The sequence below is a fragment of the Nonomuraea sp. NPDC048892 genome (genome assembly GCF_040649735.1).
GTDB classification, from domain to species: domain Bacteria; phylum Actinomycetota; class Actinomycetes; order Streptosporangiales; family Streptosporangiaceae; genus Nonomuraea; species Nonomuraea maheshkhaliensis.
The window spans coordinates 676,564-699,774 of sequence record NZ_JBEZFZ010000001.1 but is presented as its reverse complement, the minus strand read 5'-3'; the positions used below and the strand labels follow the sequence as shown (position 1 = coordinate 699,774).

The window sequence follows — 23,211 nt, the reverse complement described above, 5'->3', positions numbered from 1 at the left end:
GCGTGCAACAGAAGCCCGCGTGACGTGATCCCTGGGTTCGTGGAGGATTTCGACGAGTTCGTCCGGACCCGGGGCGACGCGCTTCTCCGGTACGGCTACGTGCTGGCCGGCCAACACGGAGGACGCGGCCGATCTCGTACAGGAGGCCCTGGCCCGGCTGGGTGACGCCTGGCCCCGCGTGCGCAACAAACACGACCCCGAGGGGTACGTGCGCACGACCATGGTCAGGCTGCACATCAGGTCGTGGCGCCGGCGGCGCCGGGAGGACCTGGTCGCCGCCGTGCCGGAGCGGGGCGAACCCGACCGCTACGGCGACGCGGACCTCTGGGCCGAACTCCAGGAGCTCCCCCGCAAGCAGCGGGCCGTCCTCGTGCTGCGGTACTACGAGGACCTGCCGGACCACGACATCGCCGAGATTCTCGGCGTTTCACGTGGAACCGTACGCAGCCAGGCGGCCCGCGCCCTGGACAAGCTCCGGATCAAGCGAGAGACACCTGTGCTGCGGGAGGCGCGATGAGAAGCGAAGAGGACCTGGTCCAGACCCTGCGGACGGCCGCCGCGCAGGCCGGTCCCGCGAACCTCGCGGACGGGGTGGCCGGACGGCGGCGGGCCCGGCGTACCAGGAGAAGGCTGGGGGCGGCGCTGGCGGCCGCCGCGGTGGTGATCGTCGCGGGCGGCACGACGGCGGTCCTGCGGGAGCCCCCACCGGTGGCGTCGCCGGTTCCCGGCGCCATCGAGCCGGTCGCCTCAGTGTGGCCGCGGGCGCTGTTCCAGGTGCCCACCGTGGACGCCGACGGCTGGCGGACGACGCCGGTGACCGCCGTCAGTGCCACCGAGCTGCTCATGTACGCCATGCCCGGGGAGGGCAAGGCCGAGCGGCTGGAGGTGTACGACGCGGCGACCGGCAGGACCCGGGTGCTGGGCGACGTGCCGTACCCGGAGAAGGACTACTACCCGCAGTCCCTCGACGTCGGCGAGAAGTACATCGCCTGGCACGCCGAGAAGGGCGCGAACGGCGACCGGGCCGACTTCTGGATCATGCCGAGGGAGGGCGGCCCGGCGCGGCGTGTCGGCGAGGTCGCCGCAGACGTGGACAGGACCGGCATCGCGGGCGACCACCTCGTCTGGTCGCTGGAGAAGGGCGGCGGCGTCTACCGGATGCCACTGACCGGCGGGACGCCTGAGCGGCTGCCGGGCAGCGACGGACTGCATCTGTCGGCCTGGCCCTGGGCCCATGAAGGTGAAACCGGGCTGAACATGACCAAGATGGTCAACCTGGAGACCGGCCTGGCCACCACCGTGCCGATCCCGCAGGGTGTCGACATGATGCAGTGCCATCCACAGTGGTGCGCGGGGATGCGGGACAGCCGGCTGGTCGTGCAGCGGGTGGACGGATCGGCACGGCGCACGCTGCCCGGCACGCTCGTCCGGGTCGGGTTCCGGTGGTTGTACGGTGACCGTTTCGCGCTCTTCCTGCTGAACATGCCCGGCCGGCAGCAGCCCGTTCTGTACGACCTGAGCACCGGGACGATGGCCGCGATCGGGCCCGTCCAGTCGCACGACACCTCCTCCAGGCCGTCGAGCGTGCTCTTCTGGGGGGACGGGAAGCAGCAGACGGTGCTCAACCTCAAAGCCATCCCAGGATGATCGCGGTCAGTGCGGCGAGGCCGATGAGGCCGAGGTAGGCCAGCACGAGCCGGGTGTCGCGCAGGAAGCACTTGCTCCTGGTCAGCCCGGCTCGCCGCGCCCGCCAGTACCCGGCGAACCCGAGCGCCGCGAACCCCAGCACCGCCCACGGCCCGAGCAGCCAGGCGAGCAGCGCGACGGTCGCGTACACGCACAGGCGGAGCGGATCGTACGGCTCCTTCGCAGCACCACCTCGAACGGCCCCCTCCTTCACAGCACCACCTCGAACGGCCCCCTCGACTTGGAGGCCACCGCCGACAGCCGCTGCCCGGACAGCTGCGGCCACGCCTGCACGGCGCAGAACGGCGCGCACTGGTCCTGCTCGGCCCGCGTGCCCACGTGCACGCAGCACTGCGTGAGCCGTTCCTCGATCATGGTGGACAGGTCCATGAACGGTTTGACCGTGATGCGCACGACCCGCTCCCCGAGCATCGCGCGCAGCTTCCTGCGCCGGCCCGGCAGGGCCGAGGAGGCGAGGGTGAGCAGGGTGGAGACGCCGAGGTCGCAGTTCTCGCAGATGGTCCGCCACAGGTCTCCGACCTGCGGATGCGACAGCGACGACTGCTCGGACAGCAGGCCGAGCAGCGACTCCTGTACGGCCATGCGCAGCTCGCGCGGGATCTCGCTGTCGGCGATGCGGTTGGAGACCAGGCCGAGGTTCGCCTTGAGCCGGTCGTGGCCGATCAGCTCGGTGAGCGAGCGCCAGCGGGCGGAGTCGTCGCGGATGAGGTAGCCGACCGAGCAGCAGTGGGGGTGTGAGCAGGGCAGCGCGGTCAGGTCGCGCCAGGTCACCAAGCCGTCGGTCTGCGGGCCGAGGCGCTTGAGCACGCCGGTGTGGGTCAGCCGGTCCCGCTCGTCGATGGCGGCCGACCGGCCCGAGCCGAACTGGGGCTGCAGGGAGACGCCGCCGACGTACGGGGTGTCCAGGGCCAGGCGGACGACGTCGCCGATCTCGTCGTCGTTCACGCCGAGCGCGGCGGTCATGACGAGCGTGGTGAAGATCTCGCGCTCGGACAGGCGGCGTACGGCGCTCGCCTTGATCCTGGTCAGGTCGCCGCCCCGGTGGTGTCGCGACGCGTCGGCCGAGCTGCCGTCGTACTGGAGATAGACCTCGACCCGCTCCCTGTGCGCGGTGAGCAGGTCGAGCAGGGCGTCGTCCCTGGCGACGCGGACGCCGTTGGTGTTGATCAGGATGCGGGTGATCGGGCGTTCGGCCAGCTCGGCGAGGAGTCTGTCGAGCTCGGGGTGGAGGGTGGGCTCGCCGCCGCTCAGCATGAGGACGTCGAGCTTGCCGTTCTCCCTGGACAGGCGCTGGTCGACGTTCGCCAGGACGTCTTCGACGGGGACGATTCCGGTCAGGTCGGGCGAGCTGTCGGCGAAGCAGGTGGGGCAGCGCAGGTTGCAGGCTTCGGCGATGTCCTCAAGGAGGATGCAGGTGTGCTGGGTCTGGAGCTCGGGGAGGCCGCGCAGGTAGGCGGCGGGGACGGGGTCAAAATTTCCGGATATATCCGGTACGTGCTGCTTTGTCGGGGCGGTCCATTCCTCCAGGTACGCCAGGATCTCCGGGTCCTCGTCGTACAACGTGCTGATGAGACCGTGCTCGCGGCACCCGCGCTCCAGCCACACGAGTCCGTCGCGTTCGGCCAGATAGCCGCTCAGCCGCTCCACCTGCGACAGCTCGCGGTCGTGGCAGCGCGGGCAGAACGCGTTGACGTACCTGAGGATGCGGTCACCCCGCAATCCCATGCCTGCACTCATGTCATGACCTTCCGCTCGAAAAGGGGATCGTAGTAGCCGCGCCGCCAGCCGTACGCGAGCCGAGCGCCGAGCAGCAGCAGCCCCGGGATCAGGAACCACTGAGGCCTGGTCAGGTCGAGCCAGACCGTCTCGTTGGCCCGGGTGAACTCGACGAGGAAGCGGAAGGCGGCGTACCCGGCCAGGTAGAGCGTGAACAGCTCGCCCGGCTGCGTGAGCCGCTTGCGGGCCCAGAGCAGCGCGGCGAAGGCGGCCAACTGGAAGACGATCTCGTAGATGAACGACGGGTGCATGGCCTGCCCGGTGAGGCAGCCCGGGCACTCCGGGGTGGCCGGCGAGGCGTGCACGCCCCAGGGCAGGTCGGTGGGCCGGCCCGGCGCCTCCGTCAGATGGCAGCCGATCCTGCCCACGGCCATGCCCAGCGCCACCGCCGGGGCGAACAGGTCGCCGGTGCGCTCCTTGTAGCCGATGATCCGCTTGGCGACCAGGACGCCGACGTACGCGCCGGTCAGGCCGCCGAGGATGCTGCGGGAGCCGTACAGCCAGAGGTCGCGCAGCTCCAGCGTCTCCAGCCAGCCGGCCAGCCGCATCCCGATCGCGCCGCCGACCAGGGCGCCGGCCACCGCGATCAGGGACTGCTCGTTGAGCGCGCCACGCCTCCTGGCCTCCTTGACGAAGACGACGGAGGCCACGAAGACGCCCAGGCCGACGAAGATCTCGTGGTAGGGCATGTCAGCCGTACAGGCCCGGGTTGATGCCGGTGCAGAAGCCGGCGGACAGGATCGACCAGAGCGCCCAGCCGATCATCAGCCCCAGCCCCAGTCCTCGGCTCCAGGTCTTACGGACGAAGCACAGCCCGATCCCCGCGCCCAGTCCGGCCAGGGCCAGGGCTATGGCGCCGATGGCCAGGTAGGGGGTGGAGTTGGCGGGGGTGCTCATGGCGGCGAAGAAGACGAAGAAGCCTATGACGATGTTGAGGGCACTGTAGGCGGCGAGGCCCGCGAACAGGAAGCCGATCAGGGCGCCCGTGCCGCCGCCGCTTCCTGAGGAGGGGGCGGGGTGCGGGCCTGGAGGCGGGGGGCCGTACTGCGGGGGGCCTTGAGGAGGCGGGCCGCCGGACGGGCCGCCTTGAGCGGACGGGCCACCGTAAGGGGACGAACCGCCATGAGGCGGGCCACCGTAAGAAGGCTGGCCGCCGTGAGGAGGTGGGCCACCGTAACCGGCCGAGGGGCCGTAACCAGGCGGGGGACCATACTCCGGCGGGCCTCCGTGCCCGGGCGGCGGCCCCTGCGGCGATTGCCCCTGGCCTCCTGCGACATTTCCGGAATATCCGTACGGCGACTGCCCGTGCTGCGGACCTGCCTGGCCCGGCGTCTGCCCGCCCGAACCCGGCTGCCCCGCAGACGCGGGCTTCACCACGGGCGCGATGAAGGACGGCCGCCCCGCACCAGGCGGAACACCGGGCCCCTGCGCGGCCGACGAGGAACCACCCGACCGCCCGACCGACGGTGACGCTTCACCCGACTCCCCTCCACCCGCCGGCAACAGCTTCGTCGGGTCGGCAGGCGGCGGCAGGGACACCGGCCGTCCCGTCGGAGGCGGCGGCAGCAGCGACGGCTCACCGCTGGGAGGCGGCGCCGGCGCAGGAGCCCGCTCACCGGCCACAGGCGGCGCCACCCTCTCCCCGGTCGGAGGCGGCAGAAACTCCGGCTCCCCCTCCAGCTCCGACCCCGCTCCTTGGCCCGACTCCTCCGGATCCCCGGACGACGACGGTGGTGGTGGTGGTGTCGGTGGGGTCGGCGGCGTCGGTGGTCTCGTACTCATTCGTTTGCTCTACCCCCTAGTCGCGATCAGACCAGGAGCCGAGCCCTCGACCGACATCCGCTCAACACCGTCATCATCACACGCACAACAGTTCGTAGGCCTACGTATACATCTCAGGGTTGAGCCCCGTACAGAAGCCCGCCGACACGATCGACGCCAGCCCCCACCCGATCATCAACCCCAGCCCCAATCCCACCGACCACGACCTCCGCAGCCCGAGCAGCACCACCCCGGCCCCGATCCCCAGAACCGCCAGCACCCCCGCCCCCACCCCGATCGCCACCGTCGACTCCAGGCTCAGAACGACGACCCCCACGAATACGTTGACCACGAGATAGCCGAGAATCCCGACCAGCGCCAGCCCGACCACCACCCCCGTCCGCCGAGGCGGCGGCTCACCGCCCGACGACGAGGGAAAGGACGGCGGACCCGGCGGAGGCGGCAATTCGCTCACCCCCACACAGTACGACGCGCTCGCCCCCAAACCCCGAACAAACGCCATCGCGCTCGCACCAGACATACCAGAACGACTCTTCCCGAGACGCCAGCACACACAGATCCTCAACCTGTGGATACATCGAACGGTGTATCCACAGGCGGACCCACGCAGGAGGAAAACGCTGGCCAGAGGTGATGGGATGAAGCCTTGACGTCCTCCCCCCTCCTGAAGGAGGGGATCCCCACGGTCGCCCGTGAGGTTTCCTGCTTCATCGCCGGCCGCCCGCCCGAGAAAAGGATCTCTCGTTGAGGTCTTACACCAGCTCCACAGGCGTTTCACCTCTCCGCCAGCCCGGCGGCGAGGATATTTCCGATCGTTGCTCCGGCGGCTTGGTCATCGCCGCCGCCGAACACACTATCGAACCTCGCGGCATCGCACCGCGTTTCGACGACGGTCCGCCTGACGGCGAACCGCCTGCCCCTGTCCTGCCCCGCAGGGGCCCGATTCCTCCCCCGCCTGAAGGCGAGGGCTTCCTCGGAGATTTCTGATGAACCGGGTGACGCTGGGAGCGGCGCTGGCCTTCGCGGTGGGCGCGCTGCTCATCGCGGGCGGGTCGTACGTCCATCGTGGCACGCCCACCTGGCTCCTGTTCGTGCCGCTGGCGCTCACCTGCGCGGGAGTCGTGGTGCGCACGCGCGCCCCGCTGCTCTGCCTGGGCCTGGGCATCGTCGGGATCACGATCGACGGGTTCGTGGGCCCGTCCCTGGGGGCGGTGCTGATCTTCACCGACAACCTGTACGCGGCCGCGCTCTACGGCCCGGCCGGCCTGACCCGGATCCTGCTGGGCACCACCTCCGTGCTCGCGGTCGGGGCGGGGGCCACGGCCGGGTTCCTCGCCGCCGACTGGCGCGCGCTGGCCGTGATGGGAGTGCAGGCGGGGCTGGTGCTCGTCACGCCCGTTCTCACCGCGGTCTACCTGCGAGAGCAGCGAGATCGGGCGGCGGCCGAGCGGGCGCGGGCCGAGCAGGTGGCGCGCCTGGCGGAGCTCGACCGGCAGGCCGCCATCACCGCCGAACGCACCCGGATGGCCCGCGAGCTGCACGACATGATCGCCAACCACTTCAGCGCCATCGCCATCCAGTCCACCGCCGCCCTGTCCCGCCAGGATCTCGATCGGCAGACGGTGCGGAAGGTCATGGAGTCCGTACGGGAGAACAGTGTGGCGGGCATGTCCGAGATGCGAGCCATGATCGGCCTGCTGAGACAGGAAGGCGACGAGGCCGAGAGCGAGACGACCCGGCCCCGCCTTGGAGACGCCGATCCCCTGGTCGAGCGCGTACGGCAAGCAGGAATGGACGTACGGAGCCGAATCGAGGGCGAGCCACGCGAGCTGCCCCCGTCCGTCGATCTCGCCGGCTACCGCATTCTGCAGGAGGCCCTCACCAACGCCATGAAACACGGCGAGTCCCCGGTCTCCGTGGTGGTCGGCTACGAGCGTGACCAGGTCGTGCTCCGCGTCGACAACACGCTCAGCGCCGACCGGCGAGGCGGACTGCCCGGAGCCGGCGCCGGCCTGATCGGCATGCGTGAACGCGCCGCCCTGGTCGGAGGCCGGTTCGAGGCCGGAGCGGTCGACGGGCAAGGCTGGCGCGTCTCAGCAGCCCTCCCGACGACCGAACTGAACGCGAGCCCGAGCCGGGCCTGGTCCGACTCGGCCGCCGAGAAGAAGAACGCTGGAGGCGGACGGTGACCATCAGGGTGCTCGTGGCCGACGACCACGCCGCGGTCAGGACCGGAATCGTGCTGATCCTGGACGGGGCCGACGACATCGAGGTCGTGGGCGAGGCCGAGGACGGCGAACGCGCCGTCGCCATGGCGTCGGAGCTACGCCCCGACGTGGTCCTGATGGACGTACGCATGCCCCGGCTCGACGGCATCTCCGCCACGCGCGCACTGGCGGGAGTCTGCGACGTGCTCATCCTGACGACGTTCGACGTCGACGAATACGTCTTCGGCGCCCTGCGCGCCGGCGCGGCCGGCTTCCTGCTGAAGAACACCGACGCCCAGTCCCTGCTGGAGGCGGTCCGCGTGGTGGCCCGCGGCGAGGGGCTCATCTCCCCAGGCGTCACCCGCCGCCTGATAGCGGCCTTCGCCGAACAACTCCCCGCCCGCAGAGACCCGGCCACCGACCCAGCCGGGCTGACCCCCCGCGAACAAGAAGTCCTGGCCTGCATCGGACGGGGCCTGTCCAACGCCGAGATCGCCCGAGAACTCGACATGGCAGAAGCCACCACGAAGACCCACGTAAGCCGCGTACTCCACAAACTCGGCCTGAAAAGCCGCGTCCAAGCCGCCATCTACTACTCAGAGGGCACGTAGAAACGCCGCCCGAGGGCACGTAGGGATGCCCGACAAGCACCACCACCGGCGACGTCCAAGTCCTAGGCCTGAACCGGCGTTTTGCCAGCTCTCACCACAGATGCCACCTTCGCCACCCACCCCTCGAGCAGAGAACCAACCCCCACGGTGATCTCCACTACACCCCCAGGGGAAAGTCCTCACCCCGCCACACGCAGCTTGATTTCCCACCTCCCCCACTCCTTGCCACCATGTGCTCACAGAACGTGGGACCACTGGCAGACCGCCCTCGCAAGCGGATCCCTTCCAACGACCGCGAAGGTAGAGGTACGTGGATATAGAGACGGAGATTCGCCAACTGAAACTCCGCGCAGATGCCCTTGAGGCAAGCGTACGTACCGGCGACCCGGCCTCCACCCGCCTGAGAGCCCGCCGCCGACGCAGACACCCCCGAACACCGGCAGGAGACCCGCACCTCGACACCAAGACCCAGGTCAGATGCCTACAAGCGGAGCTCAACCAAGACTTCTCCGCACTCAACGACGAGATCGAAAGCTTCAGAAGGCACACGGCCGACGAGCTCACCAAGATCCGCATCCAGACTCACGACCAGTACGCCTTCATCCTCCGCAGACTGACCGACATGGCCATCCTGCTGGACGTCCTCCTGAATCAGACGGACACCACATAACGGCAAGGGAGCCCACACCCGGGCTCCCCAGCTCAAACCCCCACACACCACCCCACATCCACCCCCACCCCGGAACCAACCTCACCCCTGAGCCCGTATCCGGTTCGAGGCACTGCAGAAAACCCGCTATGCTTGCTTACGCAGCGAGCGGCCGTAGCTCAATGGATAGAGCATCTGACTACGGATCAGAAGGTTACGGGTTCGACTCCTGTCGGCCGCGCACAGCATGAAAGGCCCGCCACCAGGGATCCTCTGGAGCGGGCCTTTGTGCTTGTCAGGACAATTTCGCGATCTTGCCGGCACCCCTGCTTAACGCGGGTCCGCCTCACTCACCGATCGCCTCCGCGAAGACGCCGACGGCTGAGCCGCGCGGGCCAAGGTACTTTCCACCTCCCATCGAGCTGGGTCGACGTTGGAAATCGTCAGCCAAGGTTCGTCAGGGTGTCGGTTGGTTGTCGCCGGGTGGAGGCCGGAGGGGCAGGAAATGGTTACATGCGTAACGTCGTTCTCACTGCCACCATGGTTGCCGCGTCCCTCGCCGCCGGGCTCGTCTCACCTGGCCTGGCCTCTGCGGCTGACCGGGGTCCTTCCTTCACCTTCGCGTTGCTCGGTGACACGCCCTACGGTGAGGCGCAGGAGGCGGTGTTCCCCCAGCTGGTCAAGGACGTCAACGCCGCCAAGGACGTTCGGCTCGTCCTGCATGCGGGTGACGTCAAGAGCGGCTCCACCTCGTGCGAAGACGCCCACCTGACCGCGACAAAAGAGCTCTACCAGACCTTCGACGACCCCTTCGTGCTGACCCCGGGCGACAACGACTGGACCGACTGCCACCGTGCCGCGGCCGGTGGTTTCCTGCCCACGGAGCGGCTCGAAGCGATGCGCCGCATCTTCTACCCGGTGGCCGGGCGCACCATCGGCGGCCACCCGATGAAGGTCGAGACCCAGGCGCGCGACCGCAAGCACAGCGACTATGTGGAGAACACGCGCTTCACCGAGAAGCGTGTCGTCTTCGCCACCGCGCACGTGGTGGGCAGCGCCAACGGCCTGGCCCCGTGGAACGAGCTGCCCGGCGGCGACCGGCCCGAGCTCCGGCTCGCGGAGTATGAGGCGCGCAAGGCCGCCGCGCTCGATTGGATCGACGGCACCTTCGACGCGGCCGAACGTACCCATGCCCCCGGTGTGCTGCTCATGCTGCAGGCCGAGCCGACGGCGAGTGACGGCTTCACCGAGATCCGCGAGCGGATCGTCGAGCGGTCCCGTGCGTACGGCAAGCCGGTGCTGCTCGTGCACGGCGACGAGCACGTCCAGGAGGCGGAGCCCAACTACGCCGGCGTGCCCAATCTGACCCGTCTGGAGACGTTCGGCGACACCGCGAGCCAGTGGCTGCGCGTCACCGTCAAGCCGAAGTCACCCACGGTCTTCTCGTGGGAGCAGCGGACCGTACCTGCGGCCTGAACCGCTACCTCTACGAAAGTGCCAGGAAGGCGCAGAACAGCGCGAAGAGGGCCAGAACCAAGCTGCGGCCCCGCCACGACAGGCGTGGCGAGCTCATCAGGGTGGCCACTCGGTAGGCGAACGGTGAGACGCTCGTCTTGGCCGTATCCACACTTGCCAGCATCGGATCCGGCCGTCTCGCGACGCACACGCATTGATCACGATCTGTGGCCACAGCAGGTAGGTACGCCACCTCGACTACTAGGGACGGTGCGTAGGTCCAAAGCAGTAGGGCCGGTCGGTCGGACGGCCGAGGTGCTCGTCGGCGATCGGCGGTTAGCGTCCCTTGTCATGAATGACACTGGGACTTTGGACGAAGCGTACGTACGGCTGCACACGACAGGACCCGAGTTCGACGGATGGCTGTCCAACCACGGTCCGATGGCGGTCGAATCCATGGTCAGGCACGGCTACGGCCGGGAAGTGCACCGTTGGCTCGACACGTACGTCAGCCGCCTGGACGATCTCCCCCGCGGCAGCTCGCCGATCGAGGCCGCCGAATGGCGGGAGGCGCTCGGCGATCCGACCCGGCTGGGCGACTGGCTGGCGTACTTCGACAGGGAGCTCAGGGAGCAGCCGTGGCGGGCCGTGCTGGGAACCTGGTGGCCGCGGCTGCTGCCCGGTATCGCGGCCGGAGCCACGCACGGGGTGATTCGCACGGGACATGCGATCCATGCGTTGCTGGGGCAGGAGGACGAGCCGCGGATCGCGGAGCTGGGGCAGGCGCTCGGGTACTGGGCGGCGCGGTGGCAGGTCATCGCGGGGGTCGGCGCGCCGGACGGTACGGCCGGGCCCGAACGCGCCGGCGCGCCGGCCGGTACGGACGGGCCGGAGCGGGCCTTGGCCGGAGTGCCCCGGGTGCCGGACCAGAGTGCGGGCATCAATCATCGCCTCGGACAACTGGCCGACCTCCCGGGGTGGGGCTCCTCGCTCGCCGCGCTCAAGCCGGCCGCCGACCCCGAGCAGGCTCGGGCGTACCTCACCGAGCTCGCGGACGCGGCGACCCTGCGGTACGCCACGCACGCGCACGGCAACGCCATCATGCTGGTCCACACCGCGACGGCGCCGACGGCCGTGCTGCGGGCCCTGCCCGCGCTGCCTGCCGAGGTGTGGGTGGCCAGCTTCAACGCGGCCTGGGCGGCGGGTGCCGCGGTGACGGCCGCCTACGCGCCGGACGAGCCCGCTCCCCGCGGCGATCTGCCCGTCGGATCGGCGGAGGCGGAGGAGGTGTTCGAGCTCGCGATCCGGCACGGGAACGAGCATGTGATCAAGCTCGCCGACACGGCCCTGGACGTCCACCGGCGCACCGGCGATCCCGATGCCCTCACCGCGGTGGTCCGCTCGGCCGGCCTGATCAAGCCCTTGCGATGAGGTCCAAGGTACGGCTCCTTTCGTTGAGGGGTGTGACGACCAGGTCGGTCACCCCGGCGTCCGCGTAGCGCTTCAGCGCGTCCGTGATGGTCGATTCGTCCCCGATGACGATGGTGTCGGCGGGATTGGCGAGCCCGGCGCGGTCGAGCGAGGCGCGGTACGCGGGCAACTGGCCGACCGCGGCGAGTCGTTCGGCGTAGCCGGCTCGGGCGGCGTCGGGGTCCGGGCTCAGCACCGTGATGGCCTGGGCCACGATGCGGGCGCCGGGAGCCGTACGGGGCGCGATGTCCTTGGCGATCATCTCCGGCGTGATCCAGGTGACGACCACCCCGTCCGCGAGATCGCGGGCCACTTCGAGCATGCGCGGGCCGAGTGCCGACATCAGCAGGCTGGGAGGCGGGGCGGAGATGTCAAGGCGGGTGTCGACGGTGAAGAACTCGCCCGCGTACCGGACATGCTCGCCGGCCAGCAGGGGGCGCAGCACGGTCAGATATTCGCGGGTGTGCCGCAGCGGTGAGGTGTAGGGGAGGCCGAGCTGGTCCTGGACGTACCAGGCGTGGCTCGGGCCGACGCCCAGGGCGAGACCGCCGCCCAAGGCGGCCTGCAAGGTCAGCGCCTCGGTCGCGGTGGTCACCGGATGACGGGGGTAGGTGGCGACGATCGCCGTGCCCACCTCGGCCGGTCGGCGGCCGAGGGACGCCAGCAGGGTGAGCGGGTCCCATCCGCCGGGGTTCTGGTTGGTCCAGAAGCTGTCGAGCCCGCGCTCGGCGGCGTCGGCCGCGGCGGCCACCACCTCGGCGGGGGACGTGGGAGTGATCAAACTAGTGCCATAGTGCATGCCTCCATCCCAGCGGCCGGATGCCCGGCGGAACCAGCCCCAGTTAGACTGTCCAGCGATTACTTTTTGTCATCGTAGGAGCGTGAGACGTGGAGCTGCGTGCGTTGCGGTACTTCGTGACCGTCGCCGAGGAGCTTCACTTCGGCCGGGCGGCCGAGCGGCTGAACATCGTGCAGCCGGCCGTGAGCCACCAGATCGCCCGGCTCGAACGGGAGCTCGGCACCCGGCTGTTCGACCGGTCCCCGCGCCATGTCCGGCTCACCCCCGCCGGCCGGCGCGTGCTGGAGGCGGCACAGGAGACGCTCGCCGCAGCGGCCCGCGTCCGCGTGGTCGCCGGGGAAGAGGAAGCCCGCGTGCGGATCGGCGTCGCCCCCGGCCTGACCGCGCGCCTGGAGCGCGCTGCCGAGCTCCTGCACGACGGCGAACGGCCCGCCGAGGCGGTGCTCGTGGACATGCCGGTGCCCGCGCGGCTCGCCGCGGTCCGTGACGGTGAGCTGGATCTCGCGCTGGTACGCGGCCGGGTGGAGGCCACCGGTGTCCGCGTCGTACGCGCATGGTCGGAGCCGCTGCTGGCCGTGGTGTCCGACCGGCACCCCATGGCCGGCCTCCCCGTCGCGACGCTCGCGGACCTGGACCGCGCCGCGCTGCGCCTGCCCGCGCGCGAGGAGGACCCGGCGCTGCACGACGCGGTCACCTCGTCGTTGCACCAGGCCGGAGGGGGTTCGACGGGCCGGTCGGGCGGCTCGCTGCTGACCGTCCTGATCGAGATCGGCGCGGGGCACGGCGCGTGGACGCTGCTGACCGCCGAGCAATTGTCCGGGTTCGCGGCCCGCCGGATCCGCGCGTTGCCGCTCGATCCGCCGTTGAGCATCGACGGGCACATCGTCGCGTCGCTGGTGGCTCCGGACGTCTGCGTGTCCTCGTTCGTCCGGGCGTTCACCGACCTGCCGCAATAAGACGCACCGTCAGGTGAGGAGGTGTCGCTCGCTCCAGTGCGCCAGCGGCTGCAGCGCGGAGATCAGCTCCTCGGCTTCGGCTGTGAGGGCGTACGTGATCTGGACCGGCGTGCTGGGGATCACCGTACGTTCGACGAGCCCCCGTTCCTGCAGTTGCTTGAGCCGCAGCGTGAGCTGTGGATCGGAGATGCCCGGCACCATGGCCCGGTACTCCTTGAACCGGCGGGCGCCGCGGGCCCCGGCGAGAAGGATCGGCCCGACCCAGCGGACCCCGATGATGTCGATCGCGCGCAGGATGCGGTGGCAGCTCTCCTCGTCCACCGGACTGTCGGACGGCGTAGTCACTTTCCAAAAGTAAGTAACTTCGCCGACGTTTGTCAACGCTGGTCAGCGGACCGATACTTCCCTTGACCGACGAAAGGGAGGTCATCATGACCGCGTCAGTGAGCCGGAGGGTGGACCGGGTTCTCGACAAGACGGACCTCGGTCCGACCCCGATGTCCGACCACAGTTCGATGATCATCGCGCCGGGAAGCGACGCCTGGACCGATCCGTTCCTGGTGATGGGCGAGGAACTCGTCAACCAGCCGGGGTTCGACTGGCATCCGCACCGTGGGATGGAGACGGTGACCCTGATCCTGGACGGGGCGCTGGAGCACGGCGACAGCCTGGGCAACGCCGGTGTGCTCGGCCCGTGGGACGTGCAGTGGATGACCGCGGGGCGGGGCATCATCCACCGGGAGGTCGCCGCCAGGTCGGAGCGGGCGCACGTGATCCAGATGTGGGTCAACCTGCCGGCGGATCGCAAGCTCGTACCCACGCGCTATCAGGACCTGCGGGCCGGCACGCACGCCGTGCACACCGAGCCCGGCGTGCTGGTCCAGTTGATCTCGGGAGAGACCGGGCGGGCGCGTGGACTGGCGCTCAATCACTGGCCGATCCTGGGAATGGTGATCACACTCGATCCGAGGACCGCGTACCGGCAGGTGCTCGACGGTGACCAGCGCGCGTTCGCGTACGTGCTCTCGGGACAGCTCACGATCGCCGGCCGGACCGTGCACACCGGGCAGATCGCCTGGTCGGATCCGGTGTCGCGGCCGGGCGACCCGACCACGCTGACCCTGGCCACCGGTGACGGCGACGAGCGGACCAAGGTGCTGCTGTTCGCCGGGCGGCCCATCGGTGAGTCCGTGTACGCCAGCGGCCCCTTCGTGATGAACACCCGCGCCGAGATCGAGCAGGCCTACCGCGACTTCCACTCGGGCAAGTTCGGCAGCATCCCCCGGCACACCCGCCTGCCCTCCGGCGCGTGATCCACCGAGGGGTTTCCCGCATCCGCCACTCCGGATGATCTACTCCGGCTAAGGTGACGGATGACCGCCGAGCGAGTGGGGGCTCCTTCCGGCGGGCGTTTCCGGTGTCCTCTCTGAGCGTTCCGCCATGACGTCGCCGTTGCCGTCATGCGCGGGTGCTGCCATACGCGACACGCGGAGGGAGCGTGATCGTGGAGTTCGAGGTTCTGGGTCCGCTGCGGGTCAGGTCCGGCGACGTCGTCCCGGTCCTGGGGCCGCGCAAGCAGCGGCTCCTGCTCGCGGTGCTGCTCGGCCACCCGCACGGCAGCTTCTCCGCCGACTACCTGGTCGACGCGCTGTGGGGCTCCGAGCCTCCGCCTTCGGCGGGGGCCAACCTGCGGCTGTACACGCGGGGCCTGCGCGTGATCCTCGGGCCCGATCGGGTCGTGCGCGAGCGGGGCGCCGGCTACCGGCTCGACGTCGACTGCGCCGAGGTCGACGCCTGCCGGTTCGTCGCTTCCGTACGGGAAGGTCAGGAGGCCCTGGCGGCCGACAACCCCGCCAGGGCCCGGCGGGAGCTGGGCGCGGCGCTGGAGCTGTGGCAGGGACCCCCGTTCGTGGACCTCTCGGCCACGTCCGCGCTGAGCGAGGAGCGGTCCCGCCTGGAGGAGTGGCACCTGGTCGCCCTGGAGCAGCGGATCGAGGCGGACCTGCGCCTGGGGCAGGACGCCTCGCTGGTGGCCGAGCTGTCCGCCCTGGTGAACCGGCATGCCTTCCGTGAGCGGCTGTGGTCACACCTGATGCTCGCGCTCTACCGGTCCGGCCGCCGGGCGGACGCGCTGGAGACCTATCGGCGGGCGCGTGGCGTCCTCGTCGACGAGCTGGGGCTGGAGCCGGGCCCGGAGCTGCGTTCCCTGGAGCGGGCCATCCTCACCTCCGACCCGGAGCTTCGCCGGACGGACGCTACGGAGGTCCCGGCCAGAGGGCCGGTGCCGGCCCAGTTGCCGGGGAGCCCCCTCGGGTTCGTGGGACGCGACGCCGAGATCAACAGGCTGAACGAGATCACCGAGGGCGCCGGGGTCGTCGCCGTGGTGGGGCCGGCGGGGGTGGGGAAGACGGCGCTGGCAGTCCGGTGGGCTCAGCTCTCCCGCCATCTGTTCCCCGACGGGCAGCTCTTCGCGGACCTGCGGGGATTCGGGGCCGAGGCGCCGCTGCATCCCGGGCTGGTGCTGGAGCGTTTCCTGCGTGCCCTGGACGTTCCGCCCTGGCGGATCCCCGCCGAGACGGAGGAGCGGGGAGCGGTGTTCCGTTCGCTGATGGCCGATCGGCGGATGCTGGTCGTGCTGGACAACGCCGCCTCGGCCGCGCAGGTGCGCGCGCTGCTCCCGGGGGCCGCGCGGGGACTGACGCTGGTGACCAGCCGGCTCCGCCTCGACGGTCTGGCCACCACGCACGGCGTGCCGCGATTATCGCTCGGGCCGCTGCCGATGGCCGACGCCGTCGCCCTCATCCGCGAACGGCTCCCATACCACGGGAAAGGCGCTGAGCGGCTGGCCGAGTTGTGCGACCGCATCCCCCTGGCCCTGCGGATCGCCGCCTCCCGCCTGGAGATGTCGACCTACGACTCGGCCGTCGCGGAGCTGGTGGCGGAGATGGCCGACGAACGCGTACGCCTGGACCGGCTCGCCGTCGACGAGGACGAGATCTCGGTCCGCGCGGTGCTGCGCGCCTCGCTCCGCCCGCTGAGCGAGGCCGCCCGCAGGACGTTCCACCTGCTCGGGCTCCACCCCGGCCCGAAGCCGTCCCTGTCCGTCGCCGTCGCCCTGGCGGGCGGATCGGCCGGCGAGACCAGGGAGCTCCTCGGCCGCCTCGTCTCCGCCCACCTGCTCCAGCCGGTCTCCGGCGACCACTATGTGATGCACGATCTGGTACGGATCTACGCCCACGAACGCGGCCTGGCCGAGGAGAGCGCGGAGCGGCGTGACCAGGCCATGACCGCGATGCTGACCTGGTACCGCGACGCCGCGAACGCGGCCGACCGGGTGCTCCGGCCGAAAGAACGCCCCAACTTCACCTCCCCGGCAGGCCCCGTGGAGTTCGCCGACGAGAACGCGGCCCTGGCCTGGTTCGACGCCGACGCCGCGAACCTGAACGCCGCCGTACGGGCCGCGGCGCACACGCATCCGGCGCCGGCCTGGCAGATCGCGGCGGCCATGTACGGCTGGCTGCAACGGCGCCACCACACCAAGCAGTGGGCCGACCTCTACACCGTCGCGGCGGAGGCGGCCGTGCGGGCCGGGGATCCCGGGGGCGAGGCGATGATCACGGGCCGGCTCGCCGTCGCCCACAGCCTGCTGGGCGACACCGACAGCGCCGTGGCGGCGTGCCTGCGGGCGCACCGGCTCCGGCTCGGGCTCGGAGACACCCTGGGCGCGGCCACGGCTCTGCTCAATCTCGCCGCCGTGTACGTCAACGCCCGCCGCCCCGAGGAGGCCATCCGCCGGCTCGACGAGGCGGCCGCCCTGGGCACGTCCCTGCCGGACGCCCACCACTTCCACGCCCTGCTGCACAGCAATCTGGGCGAGGCGCACCACCTCGTCGGGCGGCTCGACCAGGCGATGAGCCACTATCGCACGTCGCTGGAGATCAGCGAGACGGGCTGCGGTGACCGGGACATCGCCCAGATCCTGGTCAGCATGAGTGCGCTGCACCGCGACATGGGCGCGTACGAGAGCTCGGTGTCGTGCGGCCGGCGCGCCCTGGCGCTGGCCACCCGGGCGGGTGACACCGTGCTGCGCGCGGAGTCCCACGAGGCGCTCGGTCTCGCGCACGTCGCACGGGAGCGCGTCAAGGAGGCGGCGGCCCACCTCGAAGCGGCGCTGGCCGTCTACGAAGAGCTCGGGCACGACAAGGCCGGTGTGGTGCGCGATCACCTCGACCGGCTCGGTGGCGCGCCCGTCCGGTAGGTCATGCGGCCGGGCGCATATACGGGACGTATACGACGCCTATCTGCGCCGATGCCACGATCTCCGTGGCCGAAAGCGTCGCCTGACCGAATCACGGAACGGCGATCGAGCCCTGGTCGCCGTCCGCTGAATTGCCGCAGGCAGCACGTCATCCCATCTCATTTCGAAGAAAGAACATCCATGTCCTTCTCTGACATCGCCCGTCCCGCCGCTCTGTTCGTCGCCGCCCTGTCCCTCGCCTCGGGCCTCGCCGCCTGCGGCGGGACGGGCGGGAGCGGGGTCGACAAGGCGAGCCTTCTCGCCAAGTTCAAGACGGAGAAGGACGCTCAGGGCGTCCCCGAGGCGGCCCTGAACTGTCTGGTCGACGTCATGCTCAAGCACGGCGACCAGGCCGGTCTCCAGGACTACATCGACGGGAAGATCAAGGTCGACGACGTCAAGGGCATCGGCCCGTCCAACAAGCAGTCCAACGAGGACGGCGCCAAGTGCGTCTCCTGACCTGACCCCGGTGCTGCGGCGCCCGTAGTCGGAACGGACGGTGATCAGACCATGGTCACCGTCCGGTTCGCTTCGAGCAGCCGTACGTGCTCGCGGCCCTCAACCTGCCGCCACCGCCTTCGCGGTCACGGCGTTCCCATGCTCACGGTCGTCGACGGGGACACGACCGTGGTCGGCGGGACGACGCCGGAGGTGATCGATTCTCGGGCGAGCGACCCAATGGTGCACCTTTCCGGAAGTAGATCGTCCGCAACCGGCGGTAGCGTGCCTCCACGACCGACGCCTACGTGGAAGGTGCACCCGTGCGATCTCGGACCAAGGGCATGTGGTGGGGCACTGCCATCGAGGCACCCGACCCCGCTGCTTTGGCGAAGTTCTACTCCGAACTGCTCGGGTGGCCCATCGGCCATCAGGAGCCGGGAACAACGATTCTCGCAGCTCCCGAGGGATCCGTTTATGTCGTGTTCCAGCAGGCGACCGATTACCAGGCTCCTGTCTGGCCACCTGCCGCCGGGCAGCAGCGCCCAATGATGCACTTCGACTTCCAGGTCGGTGACTTGGACTCCGCGGTCGCCGAGGCGGTCACCCTCGGAGCCTCGGTCGCCGCCGAACAGCCACAGGACAACGTCCGGGTGCTCTTCGACCCGGCCGGCCACCCCTTCTGCCTGTGCCGCGACGACGGCTGATCACGCGATGCCCCTCATCGTCGAACGAACACCTCAGGCCAGAACAGATCACCTACCTGGCCGGCCTCGCCCGTCAGTTGCCGCCGCGAAGGGCGTTCAAGGCTCGACGGCAGACGGCGTGCCACGTCTCTCCGCCTTTGTCCCGGGTCAGGACGCTGGCGACCACAGGGTCTTCGCAGGTACTGCCGTGCCAGGAACATCCGCCCTCGGCAGCGCGGCGCCCGCGGTGCAGGGCCGGTTCGTACGGGTGTTCCTCGACCAGTTCGGTTGCCATGGGGCGTGATCCGACTCCTTCGGCTGTGATCCGCGGGTCGGTGAGGATCGCGTACACGTACGAAGGACCGATGATGTCCTTGCTGAGCTGCCCAGGGCCCGACAGCGGGCGCCGGTCCCATGCGCGGGCGAAGTTGGAGCGGTGAATGCCGATCTTCGTCCGGTCTGGGTAGATCTCGTTCTCGCTCAGCCGATAGGTGAAGGTGGCACCGCGGCGGAGCTGGAACGCCTCGCCCGCGTGCCGTCTGATTCGGCCCCAGACGGGGTCGAAGGAATGAGCGGCCGATCCGGTCTTCGCCGGACCGGCGCCCTGGGACCGCCTCGGCCGGGGCTGGGAGGAGACGGGTCTCGCCGGACCGGCGTCCGTGGCCGGACGAGCGGTGACGGAGGCCGCGACCTTCCAGAGCAGCGGGATACGGGGGTTCCGGCCAGTGAGCGCCAGGATGGTCAGGAGAAGGTGCAGGGCCGGCGGTCCGAGCAGGGATGCGAGCGTCCAGGTCCACATGACGATGTCGCTCGGTGGGATCTCAGCGCCCTGATATCGAATTGCAATATAGACGACCACCAACACCAGACTGACCAAGAAATACACGACGGAGACGATGTCGATGAGAATCGACTGCACGGCGTTAAAACGCACCTGAGGCCGGCGATTGCGGCAGAAGATCAATCCTCCGACGAACCCGAGAAGGTATGCGAGGGCCGAACGCCATGAGCTGCTGACAAGATCCGGATTCCAGGGCGCCTCTATGCTGAACGCCGCGGAGTCGACGCGAGGTGCCGCCTGGTTACCGGCCCCGCTGCTCCTGTCGTCCGATGTGGTTGTCTGCAGTTCTCGGCGCTTGCGCTCGGCCCGCTCGATGATGACGACCACGGTTTGGACAATTCCGGCGATCGACGCAACAACACCGAGCAACGCCAGAACAACGCTCATGCATCCACCTTTCTGGAGGGGAAACCCTTATTCCGGCGAAGGGTCCGATATTCAGTCGCCACGCTGGGCTGGGGATGCGGTAAGTCTCTCAGAGAGCCATGATCAATTCTCGGGGGAACTATTCACATATCGACGTCAAGATCCTGCGTGCCGTGCCGGCATCGTGGCCAGTGCCAGACGAAGCCCCTCGGCTGGTTCCTGATGCATCGGGCACCCGCCGTGACAGGCCATCTCCGAGCGCTGGTCCTGAAGGGAGCGTAAGACCCAGTGAGCGGGTATCTCTATTCCATCGTTCGCTGTCTCCCTGCCCCACGGACCGGGGAATTCGTCAACGTCGGCGCCATTGCCGGAAATCCTTCGACCGGCGACTGGGCCGTTCGGCGGGTGAGCAATCGGGAGCGCGTCAAGAGATTCGCCTCCAGCGCTGCCATCGATGTCACGCCGGTTCATCGTTCGGATAAGCAGTGAAATCGCCGAGGCTCGGGAAACTCTGGAGACCAGCGGCAACTTGGCGTTCGACGATCAGTGGCTATACCGGCTGCATCACGATCACCGCAACATCGTGCAGCTCAGCCCGCCTGCACCGATTGTCGCCGAGCACGCGGAAGCGGCGCTGGACCTCGTCTTCAAGCATATGATCATCGATCCGGCCACCTGATCCGGGCGATCGGGTGGGGGTTCGGGTGCGGTGGGGATCATGAGGCGGGCTCCGGGCCGCGCCTTGGCGGGCGGTCGTCCGTAAGCTGTGTGTATGTCCCCTGCCCTGGTCCTGCTGGACGGAGTTCGCTGGCGGGGTGCGCGCGTGGTCGGGGATCGCGCCCATACGCTGCTGGCCGTGCTCGCTCTGCACGGGCGCGCGGGGGTGAGTGACGAGCGGCTGGTCGAGGAGTTGTGGCCCGAGGAGGCGCCGGCCAATCCGACGAAGGCGCTGCAGGTGGTCGTCTCGCGGACGAGGGCGGCGACCGGGGCCGATGTCGTGGTACGCATTCCGCGCGGGTATCGGCTCGGGCTGCCGGCTGACGAGGTGGACGCGTTGCTGCTCGGCGGGCTGGTGGAGCAGGCGCGGGAGGCGCTGGCCGAGGGTGACATGGTGCTGGCGCGCCGCCGTGCCGATGAGGCCATGATGATCATGGCTGATGGTGTGGGGAGTGCTTCGAGGGCTGGTAGTGCCGGTGGCGGTGCTCCGAGGGCCGGTGGTATCGGTGGTGGTGCTTCGAGGGCCGGTGATGCATATGGCGCCGTGGTCGCTGAGGAGGTCGGGGCGCTCGGTGAGTTGCGGGGGGTCGCGGCTGGGTGGGTGGGTGAGGCGCGGCGGATCGCGGCCGTCGCCCTGAGCCGGAGCGGTGCCCACGAGAGTGCGCTGCCCCTGCTGGAGCAGGTCGCGGCCGGGCGGTCGCAGGACGAGGAGCTGCTCGCCTGCCTGCTGCGCAGCGAGGCCGCCGTACGGGGTCCTGGGCCCGCGCTGGAGCGGTACGAGCGGTATCGCGCCGGGCTGGTCGCGCGGCTGGGTACGGAGCCGGGGCCCGAGCTGGCCCGCGTGCACGCCGAGCTGCTGGCCGCCGATCGGCCGGTGCGTCAGGGCATCCTGTACGACGGCTCGTCGCTGCTCGGCCGGGACGATGACATCCGCGCGGTGCACGCGCTGCTGCACACCCACCGGGTGGTGTCGATCATCGGCCCGGGTGGGCTGGGCAAGACGCGGCTGGCTCATGTGGTGGGCAGGAACGCGGCCCAGCCCGTCGCCCATTTCGTCGAGCTCGTGGGCGTCTCCTCGCCGGAGGGCGTGGTGGGCGAGGTGGGCTCGGTGCTGGGGGTACGCGACTCGGTCAGCAGCCGCCGGGTGATGACCGCCGAGCAGCGTACGGACGTCCGCGCCCGGATCGCGCGGCATCTCGACCAGGCTCCCGCGCTGCTGATCCTGGACAACTGCGAGCACCTGATCGAGGCCGTCGCCGACCTGGTGGCGTTCCTCACCGTGACGACCCGCGACCTGCGGGTGCTCGTCACCTCGCGGGCGCCGCTGTCGATCCCGGCCGAACGCGTCTACCTGCTCGGCGAGCTGCCGACCGGTGACGCGGTGGAGTTGTTCCGCCAGCGGGCCACGGCGGCCCGCCCCGACGTGCGGATCGACGAACAAGTCGTCGCGGAGATCGTGGCCCGGCTGGACGGGCTGCCGCTGGCGATCGAGCTGGCCGCGGCGCGGGTGCGGGTGATGTCGGTGGAGGAGATCGCGCGGCGGCTGGCGGACCGGTTCGCGCTGCTGCGCGGCGGTAACCGGACGGCCCCCGACCGGCATCAGACGCTGCTCGCGGTCATCGACTGGTCGTGGAACCTGCTGGACGAGCCGCAGCGGCGGGCGTTGCGCTGGTTGTCGCTGTTCGGCGACGGGTTCACGCTGGCCGCGGCCGAGGACGTCCTGGGCCCTGACGCCCTGCCCGCCGTGGCCGCGCTGACCGAGCAGTCGATGCTGAGCGTCCGCGAGACCGCGTACGGCCTGCGCTACCGGATGCTGGAGACCGTCAGGGAGTTCGGACGGATGCGGCTCAGGGAAGCCGGCGAGGAGGAGCCCGCCCGCGCGGCGCAGCGGGCGTGGGCGACGGCGTACGCGCTCGACCACGCTTCGCGGCTGTTCAGCCCGGAGGAGTTCGCGGCGGCCGACGCGCTGCGCGCGGAGGAGAGCAACCTCGCCGACCTGCTCAGACAGGCCCTCGGCGAGTCCGATCCGGTCATGACGGTGCGGCTGCTCACGGGTATCGGCGCGCTGTGGTCGATCCGCGGCGACCACACGCGGGTCCTCGCCCATCGGGACGCGATCAATCAGGTGCTCGCCGGCTGGACACCACCGCCTCACCTGGTCGAGGTGACCAGGAGCGCGCTGCTGATCGCGCTGGTCAACATCATGATCATCGTGGACGATCACGGGGTGGTGCTGCGCGAGCTGCTCCGTTCGCTGCCCATCACGGAGACGACGGATCCGCGCGTCGCGGCGCTGGGGTGGGTGATGCTCGAGTGCGACGGGCTCGGCGGCCCCGAGATGCTGGAGCGGCTGTCGGCGCTGGCCGAGAGCCCCGACAGGAACGTGGCGTTCGCGGCCGCGCGGCAGATCGCCCACATCCTGGAGAACGCGGGCGACGTGCGCGGAGCCATCGC

Annotated in this window: 23 protein-coding genes, 1 tRNA gene and 1 pseudogene; 16 read left to right on the top strand and 9 right to left on the bottom strand. The window is 70.0% G+C overall.

Going from position 1 to position 23,211, the window contains the following annotated elements; all coding sequences use genetic code 11:
• Window positions 1-31: 31 nt before the first annotated feature.
• Window positions 32-517 (top strand): SigE family RNA polymerase sigma factor, encoded by a 486-nt coding sequence (locus tag AB0C28_RS03495; protein WP_358073180.1) that lies wholly within the window; start codon window positions 32-34, stop codon window positions 515-517.
• Complete coding sequence (locus tag AB0C28_RS03490) at window positions 514-1,647, top strand: hypothetical protein (protein ID WP_358072991.1); 1,134 nt, start codon at window positions 514-516, stop codon at window positions 1,645-1,647. Before AB0C28_RS03495 ends, AB0C28_RS03490 begins: the two co-directional genes overlap by 4 nt.
• Here the strand turns inward: AB0C28_RS03490 and AB0C28_RS03485 are convergent.
• The 5 genes from AB0C28_RS03485 to AB0C28_RS03465 form a co-directional block, all read right to left on the bottom strand.
• Window positions 1,628-1,900, bottom strand: coding sequence for a hypothetical protein (locus AB0C28_RS03485; RefSeq protein WP_358072990.1), 273 nt, complete (start codon window positions 1,898-1,900; stop codon window positions 1,628-1,630). The genes AB0C28_RS03490 and AB0C28_RS03485 overlap by 20 nt on opposite strands.
• Entirely contained in the window at window positions 1,897-3,444 is a 1,548-nt protein-coding gene (locus AB0C28_RS03480) for a radical SAM protein (RefSeq protein WP_358072989.1), read from the bottom strand. The genes AB0C28_RS03485 and AB0C28_RS03480 overlap by 4 nt, the downstream gene beginning before the upstream one ends.
• Entirely contained in the window at window positions 3,441-4,172 is a 732-nt protein-coding gene (locus tag AB0C28_RS03475) for a prolipoprotein diacylglyceryl transferase family protein (RefSeq protein ID WP_357839119.1), read from the bottom strand. Before AB0C28_RS03475 ends, AB0C28_RS03480 begins: the two co-directional genes overlap by 4 nt.
• A 1-nt stretch (window position 4,173) precedes the next feature.
• A complete protein-coding gene (locus tag AB0C28_RS03470) occupies window positions 4,174-4,380 on the bottom strand; it encodes a hypothetical protein (RefSeq protein ID WP_357839121.1) in 207 nt (68 codons plus the stop codon).
• A 985-nt stretch (window positions 4,381-5,365) separates the two neighbouring features.
• Window positions 5,366-5,719 carry a hypothetical protein gene (locus tag AB0C28_RS03465; protein WP_358072988.1) on the bottom strand — a complete coding sequence of 118 codons (354 nt, stop codon included), beginning with the start codon at window positions 5,717-5,719 and terminating at the stop codon, window positions 5,366-5,368.
• Between the two features lie 532 nt (window positions 5,720-6,251).
• Between AB0C28_RS03465 and AB0C28_RS03460 the strand changes: the two genes are divergently transcribed.
• The 5 genes from AB0C28_RS03460 (at window position 6,252) to AB0C28_RS03440 (ending at window position 10,208) form a co-directional block, all read left to right on the top strand.
• Entirely contained in the window at window positions 6,252-7,454 is a 1,203-nt protein-coding gene (locus AB0C28_RS03460; RefSeq protein ID WP_358072987.1) for a histidine kinase, read from the top strand.
• Window positions 7,451-8,083, top strand: a complete 633-nt coding sequence (locus AB0C28_RS03455) for a response regulator transcription factor (RefSeq protein ID WP_357839130.1) — start codon at window positions 7,451-7,453, stop codon at window positions 8,081-8,083. Before AB0C28_RS03460 ends, AB0C28_RS03455 begins: the two co-directional genes overlap by 4 nt.
• A 310-nt stretch (window positions 8,084-8,393) precedes the next feature.
• A complete protein-coding gene (locus tag AB0C28_RS03450; protein WP_358072986.1) occupies window positions 8,394-8,753 on the top strand; it encodes a hypothetical protein in 360 nt (119 codons plus the stop codon).
• 147 nt (window positions 8,754-8,900) lie between these two features.
• Window positions 8,901-8,973, top strand: a tRNA-Arg gene (locus tag AB0C28_RS03445).
• Window positions 8,974-9,245: 272 nt separating this feature from the next.
• Window positions 9,246-10,208 (top strand): metallophosphoesterase, encoded by a 963-nt coding sequence (locus AB0C28_RS03440; RefSeq protein ID WP_358072985.1) that lies wholly within the window; start codon window positions 9,246-9,248, stop codon window positions 10,206-10,208.
• A 10-nt stretch (window positions 10,209-10,218) separates the two neighbouring features.
• On the opposite strand, the gene AB0C28_RS03435 is transcribed toward AB0C28_RS03440, so the two are convergent.
• Window positions 10,219-10,359 (bottom strand): hypothetical protein, encoded by a 141-nt coding sequence (locus AB0C28_RS03435; RefSeq protein ID WP_358072984.1) that lies wholly within the window; start codon window positions 10,357-10,359, stop codon window positions 10,219-10,221.
• Window positions 10,360-10,538: 179 nt separating this feature from the next.
• Here AB0C28_RS03435 and AB0C28_RS03430 point away from each other — a divergent pair, with 179 nt between their 5' ends.
• The gene (locus AB0C28_RS03430) at window positions 10,539-11,618 is read left to right on the top strand and encodes a questin oxidase family protein (protein ID WP_357839137.1); all 1,080 of its coding nucleotides are present in this window, start codon (window positions 10,539-10,541) and stop codon (window positions 11,616-11,618) included.
• Here AB0C28_RS03430 and AB0C28_RS03425 read toward each other — a convergent pair.
• Entirely contained in the window at window positions 11,602-12,438 is an 837-nt protein-coding gene (locus tag AB0C28_RS03425) for an LLM class flavin-dependent oxidoreductase (RefSeq protein WP_357839140.1), read from the bottom strand. The genes AB0C28_RS03430 and AB0C28_RS03425 overlap by 17 nt on opposite strands.
• A 107-nt stretch (window positions 12,439-12,545) precedes the next feature.
• Between AB0C28_RS03425 and AB0C28_RS03420 the strand changes: the two genes are divergently transcribed.
• Window positions 12,546-13,412, top strand: coding sequence for a LysR family transcriptional regulator (locus tag AB0C28_RS03420; RefSeq protein ID WP_357839143.1), 867 nt, complete (start codon window positions 12,546-12,548; stop codon window positions 13,410-13,412).
• A 9-nt stretch (window positions 13,413-13,421) separates the two neighbouring features.
• On the opposite strand, the gene AB0C28_RS03415 is transcribed toward AB0C28_RS03420, so the two are convergent.
• On the bottom strand, window positions 13,422-13,757 hold the full coding sequence (locus AB0C28_RS03415; RefSeq protein WP_357839146.1) for a helix-turn-helix domain-containing protein: 336 nt from the start codon (window positions 13,755-13,757) through the stop codon (window positions 13,422-13,424).
• An 86-nt stretch (window positions 13,758-13,843) separates the two neighbouring features.
• On the opposite strand from AB0C28_RS03415, the gene AB0C28_RS03410 reads away from it, so the two are divergent.
• The 4 genes from AB0C28_RS03410 (at window position 13,844) to AB0C28_RS03395 (ending at window position 18,854) form a co-directional block, all read left to right on the top strand.
• Window positions 13,844-14,725 (top strand): pirin family protein, encoded by an 882-nt coding sequence (locus AB0C28_RS03410; RefSeq protein ID WP_357839149.1) that lies wholly within the window; start codon window positions 13,844-13,846, stop codon window positions 14,723-14,725.
• Between the two features lie 191 nt (window positions 14,726-14,916).
• Window positions 14,917-17,670, top strand: coding sequence for a BTAD domain-containing putative transcriptional regulator (locus AB0C28_RS03405; RefSeq protein WP_358072983.1), 2,754 nt, complete (start codon window positions 14,917-14,919; stop codon window positions 17,668-17,670).
• 180 nt (window positions 17,671-17,850) lie between these two features.
• Window positions 17,851-18,168 carry a hypothetical protein gene (locus AB0C28_RS03400; protein ID WP_358072982.1) on the top strand — a complete coding sequence of 106 codons (318 nt, stop codon included), beginning with the start codon at window positions 17,851-17,853 and terminating at the stop codon, window positions 18,166-18,168.
• Window positions 18,169-18,470: 302 nt separating this feature from the next.
• Window positions 18,471-18,854, top strand: coding sequence for a VOC family protein (locus AB0C28_RS03395; protein ID WP_358072981.1), 384 nt, complete (start codon window positions 18,471-18,473; stop codon window positions 18,852-18,854).
• Between the two features lie 73 nt (window positions 18,855-18,927).
• Here AB0C28_RS03395 and AB0C28_RS03390 read toward each other — a convergent pair whose 3' ends face one another.
• Complete coding sequence (locus AB0C28_RS03390) at window positions 18,928-20,061, bottom strand: hypothetical protein (RefSeq protein WP_358072980.1); 1,134 nt, start codon at window positions 20,059-20,061, stop codon at window positions 18,928-18,930.
• A gap of 267 nt (window positions 20,062-20,328) precedes the next feature.
• On the opposite strand from AB0C28_RS03390, the gene AB0C28_RS03385 reads away from it, so the two are divergent.
• The 3 genes and pseudogenes from AB0C28_RS03385 to AB0C28_RS03375 form a co-directional block, all read left to right on the top strand.
• Window positions 20,329-20,529: a DUF3037 domain-containing protein gene (locus tag AB0C28_RS03385; protein ID WP_358072979.1), complete on the top strand. Its 201-nt coding sequence runs from the start codon at window positions 20,329-20,331 to the stop codon at window positions 20,527-20,529.
• Entirely contained in the window at window positions 20,495-20,719 is a 225-nt protein-coding gene (locus AB0C28_RS03380; protein WP_357840716.1) for a hypothetical protein, read from the top strand. Before AB0C28_RS03385 ends, AB0C28_RS03380 begins: the two co-directional genes overlap by 35 nt.
• Window positions 20,720-20,812: 93 nt before the next feature.
• Window positions 20,813-22,378: pseudogene (locus AB0C28_RS03375) on the top strand (BTAD domain-containing putative transcriptional regulator); the annotation flags it as partial.
• Window positions 22,379-23,211 lie beyond the last annotated feature (833 nt).

Coding starts and splice junctions, on each gene's coding strand:
- AB0C28_RS03490 (WP_358072991.1), top strand. CDS start 514: ATGAGAAGCGAAGAGGACCTGGTCCAGACCCTGCGGACGGCCGCCGCG.
- AB0C28_RS03480 (WP_358072989.1), bottom strand. CDS start 3,444: ATGAGTGCAGGCATGGGATTGCGGGGTGACCGCATCCTCAGGTACGTC.
- AB0C28_RS03475 (WP_357839119.1), bottom strand. CDS start 4,172: ATGCCCTACCACGAGATCTTCGTCGGCCTGGGCGTCTTCGTGGCCTCC.
- AB0C28_RS03470 (WP_357839121.1), bottom strand. CDS start 4,380: ATGAGCACCCCCGCCAACTCCACCCCCTACCTGGCCATCGGCGCCATA.
- AB0C28_RS03460 (WP_358072987.1), top strand. CDS start 6,252: ATGAACCGGGTGACGCTGGGAGCGGCGCTGGCCTTCGCGGTGGGCGCG.
- AB0C28_RS03440 (WP_358072985.1), top strand. CDS start 9,246: ATGCGTAACGTCGTTCTCACTGCCACCATGGTTGCCGCGTCCCTCGCC.
- AB0C28_RS03430 (WP_357839137.1), top strand. CDS start 10,539: ATGAATGACACTGGGACTTTGGACGAAGCGTACGTACGGCTGCACACG.
- AB0C28_RS03410 (WP_357839149.1), top strand. CDS start 13,844: ATGACCGCGTCAGTGAGCCGGAGGGTGGACCGGGTTCTCGACAAGACG.
- AB0C28_RS03400 (WP_358072982.1), top strand. CDS start 17,851: ATGTCCTTCTCTGACATCGCCCGTCCCGCCGCTCTGTTCGTCGCCGCC.
- AB0C28_RS03390 (WP_358072980.1), bottom strand. CDS start 20,061: ATGAGCGTTGTTCTGGCGTTGCTCGGTGTTGTTGCGTCGATCGCCGGA.
- AB0C28_RS03380 (WP_357840716.1), top strand. CDS start 20,495: ATGTCACGCCGGTTCATCGTTCGGATAAGCAGTGAAATCGCCGAGGCT.